Source organism: Acinetobacter calcoaceticus ANC 3811 (assembly GCF_000399665.1).
Lineage (GTDB): Bacteria > Pseudomonadota > Gammaproteobacteria > Pseudomonadales > Moraxellaceae > Acinetobacter > Acinetobacter calcoaceticus_B.
In genome coordinates this window covers 1,099,297-1,114,672 of sequence record NZ_KB976986.1, presented here as the reverse complement: position 1 = coordinate 1,114,672, position 15,376 = coordinate 1,099,297, and the positions used below count along the sequence as shown (strand labels likewise).

Here is a 15,376-nt window from a genome sequence, read left to right as displayed (position 1 = left end):
TTTATACTGCCTCCGTGCTTAAAGTTTTATGCTCAATGCGTTTTTCAGGTGATGCATTCAGTACAATACGGTTTACATAAATACCCGCTAAATGGATTTCATCCGGATCCAATTCACCAATTTCAACAACCTGTTCAACTTCTGCGATTGTAATTTTTCCAGCCATCGCACATTCAGGGTTAAAGTTCTGAGCAGTTTTACGGAATACCAAATTACCTGCTTTGTCTGCCTTATATGCTTTAACAAGCGCGATATCCGCAGTTAATGATTCTTCTAAAATGTAGTTTTTGCCCTTAAAGGTGCGTTCTTCTTTACCTTCAGCAATGAGTGTACCTACACCAGTTTGAGTATAAAACGCGGGAATTCCAGCACCACCAGCACGCAACTTTTCAGCCAAGGTACCTTGTGGTGTAAGTTCTACATCAAGCTCACCATTTAAATATTGGCGCTCAAACTCTTTATTTTCACCGACATATGAAGAAATCATTTTTTTAATCTGTTTGGTTTGAAGCAAAATACCTAAACCAAAATCATCAACACCAGCGTTATTTGAAATACAAGTAAGACCAGTCACGCCACTTTGCTTAACTGCAACAATCAATTTTTCCGGAATTCCGCATAAACCAAAACCGCCAACGGCAAGTGTTTGATTATCTGCAATAACGTCTTTCAGTGCTGCCTCTGCATTGGCATAAACTTTATTCATTCTATTGTTATCCTATATCCCTTAGTAAGCTTAGTTTTAGCATTTCAATTTGTGTTATAGAAGTTAATTTTTTTAAAGGATTAATGAGTATAGTCAATGAATGCTATCAAATTAACAACAAAAAAACAGAGGTATTGAACGCTAAAACCTTTAATAATTTTCTTTAAGATATTGAAAATTATATAAATTAATAAATTTAGCTTAAACGTGCGCGTAGCTCACCCTAAAATGCAGTCTTTAATTTTTTAAAATTTATATTGAACCAGAGCCTCAATAAATTGAGTAGAAATATTTGAAATTTCAAAGTTCTTTTTATAAACAATTCCCACTGTCTTATGAATAGTTTCGTCTTTTAATTCAATCAACACATTATGTTCTTTATCAATGTGTTTAGCAAAGTGTCTAGGAATAGCACTTACTCCAATTCCATAAGCCACAAAACTTGAAAGCGATGAAATTTGATGACATTCAACTTTTAAATCGAGCGTTATATTATTTCGCAAACAATTTTGCTCAACTAAATAACGAACAATTGAAGGTTTTTGTAAGGTTACGAATGGATTTGAACAAAGCTCATGCCATGTAATAGAGGACGATTGAGCGAGTGGGTGAGTCTTAGGTAATAGAGCTAAGAAATCTTCTTCGAACAGTGGCTTGAACTCTAAGCCTTCAGTGAGATCAGGTTCAAAGCAGATACCAAGTTCAAAAATACCGTCTTGTACTTTTTCTATAATGGTCTCATTTGGAATATCTTGAATGGAAAAGTTCAGATTGGGGTGAAGTGCTAAAAATTGATGAATCACCTCTGGTAGAATTGCATGAGTCACAAAGGGCATTGAGGCGATACTTAAGGTTCCACGATTGAGCTTAAAACGTTGTTTGACATCGTTTTCCATTTCATCCCAATTGGCGAGTAATTTTTTAGCATAGGGAATGAGGGATTTACCTTCTTGGGTAAGCTCAACACGACGTGTATTACGGTTAAACAATTTACCGCCTAATTCTTCTTCTAGGCTTTTGATGGTGAGGCTTAAAGCAGATTGGCTTAGATGTAGCTCTAAAGATGCATTGGCATAGTTGAGTGTACGCGCAAGAGCTAAAAAAGCTTTTAATTGTTTAAGCGTCATTTCATTCCTTTAGATTGCTCAGCTCACCTAGAAGGGTAATTTATACGAAAATTTGTCTAATATGATGTTTTTTGACAAAAAATTATGAAAAAGAAAGTAGAGAACAGTGTGCTGAACTACTTTAGTAAATTTTCCCAGCAGAATTCATCCGTGTTGTTTGCAAAATATAGAGCCATTCCAACCACATGGAAAAATAAATAACCTAGCCAAATTGCTTGAGGGGCAACTTTTAAGCCTTGTAATAAAATAGTTGTTGAATAAATTGCTACTAAAAAAGTGAATAAAATGATGTATGTAATACTCGCTACAAACTTATATTTTGGTGCTAATTGAGGAACTTTATAACCAATCAGAATTTGCATACCGCAATTTATGATCAGTGCAATTATAGCTACAAGTATTTGTGGTGCATTTAAAAATTCTAAAGAAAGCTGTTCGATAATGAAAATGATTTGCCACAGTACAAACATGCCCAGAGGGTACAATATAAATTTAATCCACATCATATTTTGTTTTCTTATCAAGATTTCACATTGATATTCTATTGAATAACCATGATTAAATAAATGATGTGTATCAAAAAACTATATCTCAATATAAAGCTATTAGTAATTCAATTAAAATATTTGTGAATTTTAAATTCTTTAAAACTTAATTTAAAAGATAAATGAAATTGTGTAAGGGTAAAATTAATGAATAAAACTATGCTTGGCTTAGTGGTAGTACCACTTATATTGAGTGGGTGTGTAAGCCCAACTACTCAAATGGCTAATAATAAATTTAGTGAAGTGCAGCCTTCAACACCTTCCGTGTCCGGTATATGGACGATTTCGATCGGGCCAAGCATATCAACCATAAAACTTGATTCAGATGGCAATGGAATACTTTGTGATGATACGAGTGGACATGTTGTATTCAACAAAGTTAAGTATGCAAATAATATGATCTACATTGAAAATGGTATGACTCTAGAAGTGAAGCTTCTGAACAAAGATCTACTCGAAGCTAGAATAACTTTAAGTGCCTCTAATTCAAATATGGTCTACAAAGCTGATAATGACTTAAAGGCCGCTTCATTAAAGTGCGCCAAAGAAATATAGATAATGACCTTCATAATCCCACAATGGTTTTTATTGCCTTGAGGAAAATAAAGTTGGCATAAAAATCCTGTCCGGCCATTGTTGTTGATCCTTAAGGTGTATTGCTATTAAAAGATCTAGAAAAGGTAATTAAGTCTTACAAACATCTTTTGTAATAAATTGTGGTAGATTCTTAACAATTAAGGTACAGATAGTATTTTCATGTACCATTGCTGGATTAAAAAAATAAAATCTCAAAGGTAAAATGAAATGAATAAGATAACCCTAATTTTGCTAGCCGCTCTTCTTTTTTGTATTTTAGCTAACTATGAAAGTTTCAACTTATTAAAACCTCAAGAAACTGCCAGCAGTGAAATTAACAAAACTCTTCCTAAAAATTAATCCATCTAACAGTGGTTTTTTTATATCTTAAGCTCTTAAATTTTAATTATTAATAATAAAGGGTAATTTCATGAGGAAAACTTTAATTGGAGCTTTATTCTTAACGTTTGGAGCTTCGGTAAGTGCAGCATCAAAAATTGAAAAAGAGGAAACAAAAAAATTCTCAACTATGAAGCAGTGTATTGCATGGTTAGATTCTAAATACCCAAATAGCAAATGGCATAAAGACAAAGGTACTCCGTGGAGTTTAGAAAATGATAATTCAAATTTTTTATCTGGGATTACTCATATTCCTAGTGAAGAAAATAGAAAACTAACACATCCGATTGCAATTTATTGCAAATTAAAAGAAACAAGTACTGATGGTGTCTTCTATGAAGGAAAATATATTGTCATAGAGGCTCTTTAGTCTCAAAAATTAATTGAAAAATCCACTCATTGAGTGGTTTTTTTATAACTTACGAAAATCAACAAATTCATTACCAAGAACAATTTCTATATGGTTGGCTTGCTAATCCAGTAGTGATTTAAAAACTTTAAGGAATAACCATTTCCTAAGCTTTTATCTTATTCGTACAGCTATATGTTATGAAGGCCTGACTTTAGTTTTCTTTGTCAAAATCTTGATAATTTTAAAAACTTGATTATCGAGCTTTATCTTTTGATGAACGGTTGCATTGTCGAGCTGATCCCATAGCTCAAATGGGAAAAACTCTGAACTATGATCAAATACCCATAACCATTGGTAACTATTGTTAAGTATATTTACATCAAAACGGACATCCTGAACTTTGACAATCTTAAGTTGTTTATGATGTTCGTCCTGAAGAGTAATTTCATGGTTCTCCATTAGACATCCACAAATTAAAAACAATTCTTAATTCTACTGAAATTAATATTTTCTCGTTAGCTTGTTAAGTTGGTATTAATTTACAAAAGATTTCTAGTTGTTAAAGTTTGTCATTTTCAAAATGATAATAATCTTTACTTTTGAAATACAAGGTTTTAATTAGGTCAGGTTGTAAGCGTGGATGGTAGATGTCAGAATGCCGAATTGACATCTATCTTCGAGTTATCGCTATGAGTTTAATAGGCTTTATGTATGCAAGTAAAACCAATAGTGAACATAGTCAAGTAAAACAAGATCTAATTGATATCCTCACAGAAGCAGTCAAATTCAACTCTTATAATGATATTACGGGAGTACTTTACTATGGTAATGGGTATTTCTTGCAGTACTTAGAAGGTGAGAAAGAACAGGTTGAATCACTGTTTTATAATTCAATTTTGAGAGATTCAAGACATCAGAACTGCGAAATCATCTTTTCGGAACTGTCCGAGCAGCGGTTATTTAAGCATTGGAGTATGAAATTTGCTCCTATAAATACAAAAATAAAAGATTTCTTTTTTCATCATCATGTCGATGAGTTTAACCCGTATTTGCTTAACACTACCTCAATTCCATCTTTTATTGAATTGCTTGTGGATCAACCAAATCTTAAAGCTGATCAATATCAAATTTAATCAGAGTAATTTTTTCTAATTAAAAATATAAGCCCTCTGAGAGGGCTTTTTTAGATCAATAATTTTATTTCTTCATTAAATTTGGTAAATAGTTAATTTATAAATAGTGTTGTTTAATTGTTGAAAAATGAAACATATTGGTTAATATGGATGAATAACTTACATAACAACGATTAGGGAAAATAATGGATAACTTTATAGCAAGTCTTAAAAATCATATCGATCATGTAAAACGTGTAGGGACACATTGTACAACGGAAGAAACAACTAAACAGGCGTTAATCTTACCACTATTAGATATTTTGGGTTTTAGCCCATACGATCCTACAAAAGTTCTGGCGGAGTTTGCTGCTGATTTTCCTGGTGTAAAAGCGACTGAGAGAGTTGACTATGCTTTATATTGTAATGGACAACCTGTCATGTTTATTGAAGCAAAATCATATTCTGCAAATTTAACTAATCATGCTCCACAATTATCTCGCTATTTTAATAGTAGTTTAGGTGTAACTATTGGTGCCATTACAAATGGACGTGAATGGCGATTCTTTACAGATCTAATTAATACAAATGTAATGGATGAAAAACCATTTTTAGTTGTAGATTTTACGAAGAATAAGGCTGAAGAGTTAGTACAGCTTGCAGAATTTAAACACGATAATTTTCATGCTGAAAAGCTACGTTTTTTTGCAGAAGAAAATCAGTATATTCAGCAGTTTAAAACAGTTATTAAGAAGAGTATTAATGAAGTCGATATTGATTTTGTTCGTTATGTTGCTCAACAAGCAAATATTCCTCGTCAATTAAATACTAAGTTTTTGGAGTCAATACAACCTTTTGTCAAACAAGCCGTAGAGCAGGCTATTAGTGATACTGTAGTCAAAGGTTTATCATCACCAACTATTATTACTGCTCAGCCAGTAGAACCAAAAACTGTAGATGAAGAACCAACAAAAATTGTTGAACAAGATTTCATTGTTAATCCAGACAATGAAAAAATTATTACCACCAAGGAAGAGCAAGATCTTTTCCGTATTATTGGTGAGTTATTTCCAGAGGTAGAGTTGGAAAGCAAAGATACTGAAAGTTACTATTCAGTATTGTATCAAGGAAAGAATAACCGTTGGTTATTTAGATATGATGTGAACCGTAAAAGACCAACTATTCAGTTTATTGTGCCTGTAGATGATACTCGTCGAAATGAGTTGGTGAGAGCGGGCTTAGAGGTTCAAGCAAACGGACAAGTATTTTTAGAAAAGCCTGAATATATTTATAGAGCAGTAGGTATTCTCAAAGATTGTTTAGACTATTGTATGAATGATGATAATTTTAAAAGATCATCTGCTTAAAGTTATTGATGAAAATAGTATATTGCCATGATTGGATATACGGTTAACTAATATGGGTATGAAATATCTAAAAATTATACCACTGTTTTTTCTATTCTTTACTAGAGAAAATTTAAACTCAAACTATATTTAATTTAAACCGCCTTATGGCGGTTTAATATTTATTGCCATTATACTATTGATTATATGGCACATTTTCATTTTTTCTTACACTCTGTTACTGTAAGTAAAATATAAAATAAAAGGTAAAACATGAAAAAATCAACTTTAGGCTGGGGTACGGCAGGAATTATAGTATTAGGAATTTTTGGTTCAGGTGACGACAATACTTCAAGAAATAACTCAAACAATGAGGAAGCACAAAGTTCAGTTGAAGAGGTTATAGAATCAAAATATATCAATACCAATACACTTAATATTAGAGATAAACCTAACGGTAATGTTGTTGCAAAACTTGGACGTGGCGAGAAAGTTGATATTTATGAAAAAAAAGGAAACTGGGTCCGTATTTCTTTAAATTCGACATCACCTCAATGGATCTCCGAAAAACTTTTGTGTGAAACTGAAGATTGCTTTAAACAAAAGACGAGAACATCTAAATCTCATAATTATCAGGCTTTAAAGTCGCAATCTAATCATTTAGAAAGTAAAAAATCTAAAAAATATTATGATACTGATTGTTCTTGTGCCGTAGTTGACTATTGCGTGGGACCAAGAGGTGGACACTATTGTATTACCAGTGGGGGCAATAAGAGATATAAGCCAAGGTATTAGTATTAACAAATTTAGATTTTTTAAATTATTTAAACCACTCTTTTGGAGATTTTTTTATTTTTACAGGAATCAGTTATGAGCAATTTTTTTAAGCATGGTGACATATTCAACCTAAATTTGCAGTTAGTCGATATCGATGAGGAATTGCAATATCTATCCAATAATATGCGAATTCATGGCTTTACTACTTCAATATTTATAAATTATTTACATGTTAATTTGATATTTCTGAGAAAATTAAATCAAATAATATTTCTTAAATTATTTTAAAAAATATATTATTTAATTGTCTTTATTAAATAATATAAAGATATTAATTTAATTTACTCAATAATTAATAAGTTTTATAAAACAATAATAATTTTTAAGTAGTTGGATTTTACCAATTAAATAACATAAGTATTTGTATTTTATTAATATTTTAAAATTTAAATAAATTGCATTGTTTTTAAATATTTTAGTGATATTTTATTTTTAAGCTCATTTACCTATTACCACTCGTAGATACTGTGATTTTTATCATTTTAGGTTTGGGATAACCTAAATATCTTTTGGTAATTTTATTGAACCTAATATCTATTCTTTAGGGAGAAAGAATATATGTGGGAATTATTTGTAATTCTACTTTCGCTTGGGCTGTTGATGTATACAGCTTACAAGGGCTTTTCCGTCATTCTCATGGCACCAATTTGTGCCTTACTTGCTGTTTTACTCATTAACCCAGCCAATGTTTTACCGTTTTATTCGGGTGTCTTCATGCCCAAAATGGTGAACTTCATTAAAGATTACTTTCTTGTATTTTTGCTCGGGGCAATTTTCGGTAAAGTCGTTGAAATGTCAGGAATTGCTGAGTCTATAGCTCGGACCATTGTGAGATGGATTGGAGCAAAAAAGGCAATTTTAACCGTTGTACTCTTAGGTGCAATTTTAACCTACAGTGGTGTAAGTTTATTTGTTGCTGTATTTGCAATTTATCCTTTTGCCAACCAGCTATTTAGACAAGCTAATATTCCAAAACGTTTAATCCCGGGAACCATCGCGCTGGGTGCATTTACATTTACCATGGATGCATTGCCAGGTACGCCACAAATCCAAAACGTAATTCCAACCACATTCTTTGGTACCAATATTTATGCCGCACCATTATTAGGTATTATTGGCGCTATTTTTGTTTTATGCATGGGTTTGAGCTACTTAGAATGGCGTCGCCGCGCTGCTGCAAAAGCGGGGGAAGGATTCTCAGGGTTTGGTGTAGACAATACACCGTCTCAAGAAATTGAAGCCGATATGACTGGGCAAAATAATGGGAGTACTGCACGTCAGTTTTTAGCGTTTGTACCTCTTATTCTTGTTGCAGTAATGAACAAATATTTGTCTAAAGCAATCAAAGAGTGGTACCCAAATGGCTTTGATTTTGCCACTGTCGGTTTAGCTGACTACACCGTAGATGTAGCAAAAACTGGTGCGATCTGGGCGGTTGGACTTGCACTTATTGTCGGGATTATTTCTGCAATTTTGTTTGATTACCAACGTGTCGTGACGAATTTTAAAGAAGGCATTAATGCCAGTATTGGTGGCTCACTTTTAGCCGTGATGAATACGGCCTCTGAGTATGGTTTCGGTGCAATTATTGCATCATTACCGGGCTTTGCCATGATTAGTCATGCAATGAGCAGTACCTTCACAAATCCTTTAGTGAATGGGGCGGTGACCACAACCGTTTTAGCAGGTATTACCGGTTCAGCTTCTGGTGGTATGAGTATCGCTTTAAGTGCGATGGCTGAACACTATAACGCCGCGATTTTAGTAGCGAGTATTCCTCCAGAAGTTATGCACCGCGTGGTTGCGATGGCATCGGGGGGGATGGATACGCTTCCGCATAATGGTGCTGTTATCACTTTACTCGCTGTTACAGGCTTAACCCACAAACAGTCGTATAAAGATATTTTTGCGGTCACAGTAATTAAAACATTAGCGGTATTTGTGGTGATTACGGTCTTTACCGTAACGGGTATTGTTTAAATCAGCACGTTATAAGTATTAAGGAGTAAATAAATGACAAAACTTTTAGACGGTAAGGTCGCTTTTATTACAGGTTCTGCAAGTGGTATCGGTCTAGAGATTGCTAAGAAATTTGCTCAAGAAGGTGCCAAAGTTGTCATTTCTGACATGAATGCTGAAAAGTGCCAAGAAACGGCGAACTCACTTAAAGAGCAAGGTTTTGATGCGCTATCTGCACCATGTGATGTAACTGATGAAGATGCTTATAAACAAGCCATTGAACTCACTCAAAAAGCCTTTGGTACCGTTGATATCTTAATTAATAATGCTGGTTTCCAACATGTTGCACCTATTGAAGAGTTTTCAACGGCTGTTTTTCAAAAGCTAGTTCAGGTCATGTTAACAGGGGCATTTATTGGTATTAAACACGTTTTTCCAATCATGAAAGCTCAAAAATATGGCCGTATTATTAATATGGCTTCAATTAATGGCCTAATTGGTTTCGCTGGAAAGGCAGGTTATAACAGTGCTAAACATGGCGTGATTGGCCTAACAAAAGTTGCGGCATTAGAATGTGCACGAGACGGTATTACGGTAAATGCTTTATGTCCAGGTTATGTAGATACGCCATTGGTTCGTGGGCAAATTGCAGATTTGGCTAAAACGCGTAATGTGAGTTTAGATAGTGCACTTGAAGATGTAATTTTGGCAATGGTTCCTCAAAAGCGTTTACTCTCTGTTGAAGAAATTGCTGACTATGCGATTTTCCTTGCGAGTAACAAAGCTGGTGGGGTAACAGGCCAAGCTGTCGTTATGGATGGTGGCTACACAGCACAATAATTTAAGTGTTTTATAAAAGCCGCTTATTTAAAATAGGCGGTTTTTTATTCGTTAAAATTTACGATAGTCTACTGTTTTAAATAATGATTTATCTCTACTGTATTTATTTATAAAAAATCTAATAAAATAAGTTTGTTAAGGTATGAAATTATACTTTAAAGGTATTTAACTTATTTCCATTTTTAAAATTTAATAGAGTATGAGAAAGTAATTTTTACTCTCTTTCTTGATTAGATATTTTTTCAGGAAAACTCGTCAATTAAAGGATATTAATTGGCATACAAGTTGCTTTTTAAGCAATAAGTTATTTAGCTAGGTGAAAAGGATATGATATCACTCAGCCAACAGACGGAACTCAATCATTATTCACGCAAAGCTGAATTTGCGCAGAATTTGATGTCCACGATTTGTGGTGAACACCGTCTAGACACAATTTACAAAGACACTCTCGATTTTCACTATGACGGAATGCGTTTGCCTAATAAAAAAATGGCAATCGGTACAATCAGTTATGGTGCAAACGTTGCCATTAACATCTCAAATTTAAAAGCGTATAGCATTAGCTTACCTATACAAGGGCGACAAGCTCTCAATATTCGTGGCGCTCATTATCAGTCTGATGAAAACAGAGGCCTTATTGTTTCAAATAACGATCAACAAGATTTGATTATTGATAAAGATTGCAGAAAATTTCAGGTGGTTATTCCTGAGCGGAGTATGCAGATTGTCCTTGCAGATCTACTGAATAAACCTATAGAAGCTCCCATTATTTTTAACCCTGAAATGCATCTGGACTCGGAGCAACTTATTGGTGCATGGTGGAAGAACATTCAAAATTTTGTACAGTTAAAATCGCAATATAGTAATTTTTATGGTTTGCAGATGTTGTCTGAAGACTATGAAAATTTTGTAATTAAAGCGTTATTGTTGTCTCAAGAAAATAACTACTCTGAAGCCTTAAAGTCACTCTCGCATCAGGATGAGCCAGCTTATATCCGTAAGGTTCGTAATTTTATTATTGAACATGCGCACGAAGAAATCTGTGCAGAAGACTTGCAACGTCTGGCTGGGGTTTCAAAATCAAAATTGTATGACGAATTTCAACAATACTACGGCACAAGTCCTATGTCGTATTTAAAAAAATATCGTCTCCAACAAATTTATAAAATCTTGAGCACCACAGGAGCAGATAGAAAGATTTCTATTTCAAAGCTTGCCTATGACTGGGGCTTTAACCATTTAAGTCGTTTCTCTCAAGAATATCGTGAAGAGTTCGGAGAAAATCCAAGTGAGACTAAAGGAAAAATTTTCTGATATTTAATTTTTCGCAATAAAAAAACTGATTTAATTACTTAAATCAGTTTTTTTATTTATTGATTAATAGTTATAGACTTTCTTCGAGCTTTAAAACTTGTTTGTTTTTAGATTTCTCATAAATCACTTTCAGGCTAAGCGCAATAAATGAGATGAATGTTGGTAGTGCAAGAATAAAGAAAATACCGCTTAAGCTTAGGTTGAAAGTGAAAATGAGCGAGCCAAAGAAAGCGCCTAAAATTGCACCGATACGACCAATACCATGCATCCATGAAACACCAACCGCACGGCACACTGCTGGATAGAACATAGCTGCAAGTGGCAGTAATGAAGACTGTGCACCTGCGAGTAATGCACCAATTAAGAAGATAGTAAAACCTAACAAGAAAATATTTGAGCTCACTAGACCAGCAACAATGAATAGGCCAAAAGCAATCAGATATGAATATTTAATGACTGTAGTTGGATTCAGTTTATCCATGTACCATCCCATAATGGTTGCACCAATCACACCACCAAAAGGGAAAATCGCGGCAATTAAACTAAACTGTTGAGTACTAAAACCTGCTGTTTTTAGAATTGTTGGCATCCAGCTTGTTAAAAGATAAAACACCAATAGACTGGTAAAGCAGCAGAGCCAAAGCATGCTTGAACCCCACAGGTATTTACCTAAAACGATTTTAACCGGATTTTCACCTGAAGCATTTTCTGCTTGAGTTAAAACAAGTTTTACCGGCTCTTGGAAGGAATGTCCTTGAATGTTTTCTAAAATACGCTGAGCTTTGTCTTGTTGATGACGTGTAATTAAGTATTGAGTTGATTCAGGTAATTTAAGCAATAAAGCAACCACTAAAATTAGGGGAATGCTTCCGCCAATAATAATCACTTTTGCCCAGCCATAACTTTCTAATAGATAAGCTGACAGCACACCGCCGCAAGAAATTCCTAGCATGAAACCACAACCAGCTAGACCTGTCAGGAATGCTTTACGTTTTACAGGCATATATTCAGAGACAATGGTACTAATGTTTGGCATGGCTGCGCCTAAACCAACACCTGTAATGAAGCGATAAATCATTAAATCTTTGGTCGAGTCGGCAAAGCCACACAAAATCGTAAATATTGAGAATAAAAGGCTTGTAAAAACAATGACACCTTTACGTCCAAACTTATCGGACAAAGGCCCAGAAATGATTGCACCGATCGACATACCGACTAAGGCAGCACTTAAAACCGGAGCAAGTTGCGGCTTGGTAATTCCCCAGTCATCCAGTAATGCAGGAGCAATAAAACCAATAATCCCTGTGTCTAGACCATCACAGAAGAAGACAAAAAATCCTAGAATAAAAACAGTCCACTGTAATGGAGACAGTTTTTCGCGGTTGATAATCGTGTTTGCATCTATCGTTTTCATACGTATTCCTTATTCATTAAAATTTTTTGCTGTAATTGACAAAGAAACGGTTTTCAGAGAAATCGTTCCCGTGCTTAACGTCGTAATTGATAAAGATGTACTGAAGAGCTAAACCTTTGAGGAGTGGCTGTTGAAGGGCATAATTGACAATAACGTTTGCTTCACTTTCTTTATTTTTTAAGCCATCTGCTGTTTTAAAGTGATCGCCATATACATATTTGAAAGTGGTATTTAGACCAGGCACATGATCTTTAAAGTCGTAGCCATAGATGAAGTGATAAGACTTTTCATCTTGTTTGAAGAAGCCTGTGGTGTTCCAGTTAATGAAATAAGTTTCAGGCAAGAAACCATCTGGTAACGGGTAAGCAGACTCACCAATAATTTGCTGATAACCCACACCAAAACTGTGATTTTTTACTTTAAGTGTTTCTAATAACCCTACATTTTGTGCGTCGATGTCAAAAAGATTTCCATTATCTTTAGCATTGAAATATTTGAATTTTGAATTAACTGAAAAATTAGAATTTTTCCATATATGGTCAACGCCGACATAATGTTTGTTATATAAATCCTCCATATTTCCAAAGTAATATTCACCCTTCAACGTAGGCGTAAATTGATAGCGAAGATCTAGATAGTTAAGTCCATCTGAATAGGCAGTCACACCTTTTGAAGTAAAAGAAAATCGATGAAAATCTTCTTCATTTCGTGGAGATACTTTTTCAATACGGCCAATTTCAGCAAAAAGCTTATCGTTTAGCTGGCTCTTAAGATTAGTTCCCCAATAAGACGTCAGGAGTTGTCGGCTTGCATCTACAGTGGTTACGGGTAAATCAAGCCATAATTCACCAATGCTTAGTAGTGTCTTGTTATAGCCTAACTTTAAAGTCGCGCCATATTTTAGATAATCAGGTGCTTGGGACTGCGTCGCTTTATCAAAAGGTAATACTGTATCTGCAACATGTTTATCTTGGCTTAAACGAACCGCATATTGTGCTGAAGCATTTGCGCCAATTTGAATCGGGGTTCCTCCAATTTCTAACGGCGTATCATGCATATTTGAGTTGTAAAATAGAGAAACTGATTGTGACCAGCTACCTGTGTCTTTTACATCTGGATTGTCATAGTTTCTGTCTATATATGCATTTTTTAATGTAAATTTCCATTCTTCATCCGCTGAATAAGCCTGAGTAGAAAATGCACTACAACATAAAATATTGATGAGCATTAACGTTTTTTGTTGTCCATAAAGTGGCCATGGTCGATGCATAAATAAAACGCCTTAATTTAGAAAATGACTGGGCTTTTTTATGTAATCAAACGAATTACATGACTTGATTGAACTATTTTTAACCAATCGTCACTATCCAATAAGTCCTAATCTTCATCCATTTTTTCCAAATTAGATAAAAAGTATTAATTTTATTTTTAATTTAAAGTTATGAAATTTATTAGTTTTCTTATTTTTAGTGTTTTATCCATTTTTATTGATTTTGATAATTGCGCAGAGATTGGATAGTGCTTGCAGCTTTTGGACAGCCTAAAAAAATATTCGGATAGAAGATAAAGCCATAACAATGTCAGGAGTTGACACTATGGCTGGTCAAACCGTTCAAATTAAAACAGCATCTGGAAAGCAGTTCAGTGCATATCTAGCAACACCAGAAACAGAAAAAGGATCTGGAGTGGTGCTTTGTCAGGAAATCTTTGGGGTGAATTCAGCCATGCGAGAAAAAGCAGACTTTCTTGCAGAAGAGGGATATACCGTTTTAGTTCCTGATTTATTTTGGCGCGTAGCACCTAATATCGAACTGGGTTACACACCAGAAGATTTTCAAAAGGCTTTCGAGCTTTATCAGCAATATGATGAAAATCTTGGGGTTGAAGATATTCAGGACAGCCTATCTTTTTTAAAGACTCGACCAGAATGTGACACCTCTATAGGCCTCGGTGTGGTGGGGTACTGTTTGGGTGGAAAGCTTGCGTATCTGGCAGGTTGTCGACTTTCGGAAGTGGCATGTGCCGTAGGTTATTACGGTGTAGGCATTGAAAAAGCGTTAGATGAGTTAGCCAACGTAAAAGGGCGCTTGGTTTTACATATTGCAGAACTGGACCAATTTACACCGCCAGATGCGAGACAAGCGATTGTCGATGCAGCCAACCAATATTCAAATGTACAAGCTTATGTTTATGAAGGTGTTGATCATGCTTTTGCACGCCCAAAAAGCAATCATTATCACAAACCTTCAGCACGTTTTGCCCACGAGCGTACAGTAACAGCTCTACATGACACGATTGGACCGAAATATGACCTAGTCGCGCTATGGGAAGAGCATATTCGTCATGAGTTTGATACGCGTGACGTCCCAGCAACCATGGCAACAATGGTCGCAGAACCTTATGTCAACCATATTCCAACCTTAACTGGTGGTGTAGGCCAAAGCCAGCTTGCCCGTTTTTATCAATATCACTTTGTTCACCAAAACCCGAAAGATATGAAGATTACTTCAATCTCTCGTACGGTTGGCTCAACGCAAGTGGTAGACGAGTTCATTATGAGCTTTACCCATGACGCTGAAATTGACTGGCTATTACCGGGTGTAAAACCGACTGGTAAATATGTCGAAATTCCAATGTTAGGTGTAATTCAGTTCAGAGGTTCAAAGTTGTGCCATGAGCATATTTACTGGGACCAAGCGTCGGTACTCGTTCAAATTGGTTTATTAGACCCAACAGGCTTACCAGTTGCAGGTGTCGAGACAGCACGAAAACTTCTTGATGAAGACCTTCCTTCAAATACCTTGATGCCATCTTGGTCAAGTAGTGAAGGCAAGCCAGTCAATTAAGGA

The 15,376-nt window shown here is 34.9% G+C and carries 15 protein-coding genes; 9 read left to right on the top strand and 6 right to left on the bottom strand.

Annotated features, from left to right (window positions below):
* Position 1: 1 nt before the first annotated feature.
* The 3 genes from F935_RS06460 to F935_RS18875 form a co-directional block, all read right to left on the bottom strand.
* Positions 2 to 706, bottom strand: a complete 705-nt coding sequence (locus F935_RS06460) for a CoA transferase subunit A (protein ID WP_016138175.1) — start codon at positions 704 to 706, stop codon at positions 2 to 4.
* Positions 707 to 951: 245 nt separating this feature from the next.
* Positions 952 to 1,833: a LysR family transcriptional regulator gene (locus F935_RS06455; protein ID WP_016138174.1), complete on the bottom strand. Its 882-nt coding sequence runs from the start codon at positions 1,831 to 1,833 to the stop codon at positions 952 to 954.
* A gap of 116 nt (positions 1,834 to 1,949) precedes the next feature.
* Positions 1,950 to 2,339 (bottom strand): hypothetical protein, encoded by a 390-nt coding sequence (locus F935_RS18875; protein WP_016138173.1) that lies wholly within the window; start codon positions 2,337 to 2,339, stop codon positions 1,950 to 1,952.
* Between the two features lie 186 nt (positions 2,340 to 2,525).
* Between F935_RS18875 and F935_RS19215 the strand changes: the two genes are divergently transcribed.
* Positions 2,526 to 2,933, top strand: coding sequence for a J517_1871 family lipoprotein (locus F935_RS19215; RefSeq protein WP_016138172.1), 408 nt, complete (start codon positions 2,526 to 2,528; stop codon positions 2,931 to 2,933).
* Between the two features lie 451 nt (positions 2,934 to 3,384).
* The gene (locus tag F935_RS06440) at positions 3,385 to 3,723 is read left to right on the top strand and encodes a hypothetical protein (protein WP_016138170.1); all 339 of its coding nucleotides are present in this window, start codon (positions 3,385 to 3,387) and stop codon (positions 3,721 to 3,723) included.
* A gap of 177 nt (positions 3,724 to 3,900) precedes the next feature.
* Here F935_RS06440 and F935_RS06435 read toward each other — a convergent pair whose 3' ends face one another.
* The gene (locus F935_RS06435) at positions 3,901 to 4,164 is read right to left on the bottom strand and encodes a hypothetical protein (RefSeq protein WP_016138169.1); all 264 of its coding nucleotides are present in this window, start codon (positions 4,162 to 4,164) and stop codon (positions 3,901 to 3,903) included.
* Between the two features lie 230 nt (positions 4,165 to 4,394).
* On the opposite strand from F935_RS06435, the gene F935_RS06430 reads away from it, so the two are divergent.
* The 6 genes from F935_RS06430 (at position 4,395) to F935_RS06400 (ending at position 11,113) form a co-directional block, all read left to right on the top strand.
* Positions 4,395 to 4,838 carry a BLUF domain-containing protein gene (locus F935_RS06430; RefSeq protein WP_212749581.1) on the top strand — a complete coding sequence of 148 codons (444 nt, stop codon included), beginning with the start codon at positions 4,395 to 4,397 and terminating at the stop codon, positions 4,836 to 4,838.
* A 185-nt stretch (positions 4,839 to 5,023) separates the two neighbouring features.
* Positions 5,024 to 6,184 (top strand): type I restriction endonuclease, encoded by a 1,161-nt coding sequence (locus F935_RS06425; RefSeq protein ID WP_016138167.1) that lies wholly within the window; start codon positions 5,024 to 5,026, stop codon positions 6,182 to 6,184.
* 252 nt (positions 6,185 to 6,436) lie between these two features.
* A complete protein-coding gene (locus F935_RS06420) occupies positions 6,437 to 6,958 on the top strand; it encodes an SH3 domain-containing protein (protein WP_016138166.1) in 522 nt (173 codons plus the stop codon).
* A gap of 600 nt (positions 6,959 to 7,558) precedes the next feature.
* Entirely contained in the window at positions 7,559 to 8,980 is a 1,422-nt protein-coding gene (locus F935_RS06410) for a GntP family permease (protein WP_016138165.1), read from the top strand.
* 33 nt (positions 8,981 to 9,013) lie between these two features.
* Positions 9,014 to 9,799, top strand: coding sequence for a 3-hydroxybutyrate dehydrogenase (locus F935_RS06405; protein ID WP_016138164.1), 786 nt, complete (start codon positions 9,014 to 9,016; stop codon positions 9,797 to 9,799).
* A gap of 327 nt (positions 9,800 to 10,126) precedes the next feature.
* On the top strand, positions 10,127 to 11,113 hold the full coding sequence (locus tag F935_RS06400) for an AraC family transcriptional regulator (protein ID WP_016138163.1): 987 nt from the start codon (positions 10,127 to 10,129) through the stop codon (positions 11,111 to 11,113).
* Positions 11,114 to 11,183: 70 nt separating this feature from the next.
* Here the strand turns inward: F935_RS06400 and F935_RS06395 are convergent, their stop codons facing one another.
* Together F935_RS06395 and F935_RS06390 are read right to left on the bottom strand one after the other, a co-directional pair.
* Entirely contained in the window at positions 11,184 to 12,527 is a 1,344-nt protein-coding gene (locus F935_RS06395) for an MFS transporter (RefSeq protein ID WP_016138162.1), read from the bottom strand.
* Between the two features lie 16 nt (positions 12,528 to 12,543).
* Entirely contained in the window at positions 12,544 to 13,755 is a 1,212-nt protein-coding gene (locus F935_RS06390; protein ID WP_416201910.1) for an OprD family outer membrane porin, read from the bottom strand.
* 367 nt (positions 13,756 to 14,122) lie between these two features.
* Between F935_RS06390 and F935_RS06385 the strand changes: the two genes are divergently transcribed.
* A complete protein-coding gene (locus F935_RS06385) occupies positions 14,123 to 15,373 on the top strand; it encodes a dienelactone hydrolase family protein (RefSeq protein WP_016138160.1) in 1,251 nt (416 codons plus the stop codon).
* Positions 15,374 to 15,376: the final 3 nt, after the last annotated feature.

Bases quoted from the DNA above. Each gene is read 5' to 3' on its own strand.
- F935_RS06460 (WP_016138175.1), bottom strand. From the start codon at position 706: ATGAATAAAGTTTATGCCAATGCAGAGGCAGCACTGAAAGACGTTATT.
- F935_RS06455 (WP_016138174.1), bottom strand. From the start codon at position 1,833: ATGACGCTTAAACAATTAAAAGCTTTTTTAGCTCTTGCGCGTACACTC.
- F935_RS18875 (WP_016138173.1), bottom strand. From the start codon at position 2,339: ATGATGTGGATTAAATTTATATTGTACCCTCTGGGCATGTTTGTACTG.
- F935_RS19215 (WP_016138172.1), top strand. From the start codon at position 2,526: ATGAATAAAACTATGCTTGGCTTAGTGGTAGTACCACTTATATTGAGT.
- F935_RS06440 (WP_016138170.1), top strand. From the start codon at position 3,385: ATGAGGAAAACTTTAATTGGAGCTTTATTCTTAACGTTTGGAGCTTCG.
- F935_RS06435 (WP_016138169.1), bottom strand. From the start codon at position 4,164: ATGGAGAACCATGAAATTACTCTTCAGGACGAACATCATAAACAACTT.
- F935_RS06430 (WP_212749581.1), top strand. From the start codon at position 4,395: ATGAGTTTAATAGGCTTTATGTATGCAAGTAAAACCAATAGTGAACAT.
- F935_RS06425 (WP_016138167.1), top strand. From the start codon at position 5,024: ATGGATAACTTTATAGCAAGTCTTAAAAATCATATCGATCATGTAAAA.
- F935_RS06420 (WP_016138166.1), top strand. From the start codon at position 6,437: ATGAAAAAATCAACTTTAGGCTGGGGTACGGCAGGAATTATAGTATTA.
- F935_RS06410 (WP_016138165.1), top strand. From the start codon at position 7,559: ATGTGGGAATTATTTGTAATTCTACTTTCGCTTGGGCTGTTGATGTAT.
- F935_RS06405 (WP_016138164.1), top strand. From the start codon at position 9,014: ATGACAAAACTTTTAGACGGTAAGGTCGCTTTTATTACAGGTTCTGCA.
- F935_RS06400 (WP_016138163.1), top strand. From the start codon at position 10,127: ATGATATCACTCAGCCAACAGACGGAACTCAATCATTATTCACGCAAA.
- F935_RS06395 (WP_016138162.1), bottom strand. From the start codon at position 12,527: ATGAAAACGATAGATGCAAACACGATTATCAACCGCGAAAAACTGTCT.
- F935_RS06390 (WP_416201910.1), bottom strand. From the start codon at position 13,755: ATGCTCATCAATATTTTATGTTGTAGTGCATTTTCTACTCAGGCTTAT.
- F935_RS06385 (WP_016138160.1), top strand. From the start codon at position 14,123: ATGGCTGGTCAAACCGTTCAAATTAAAACAGCATCTGGAAAGCAGTTC.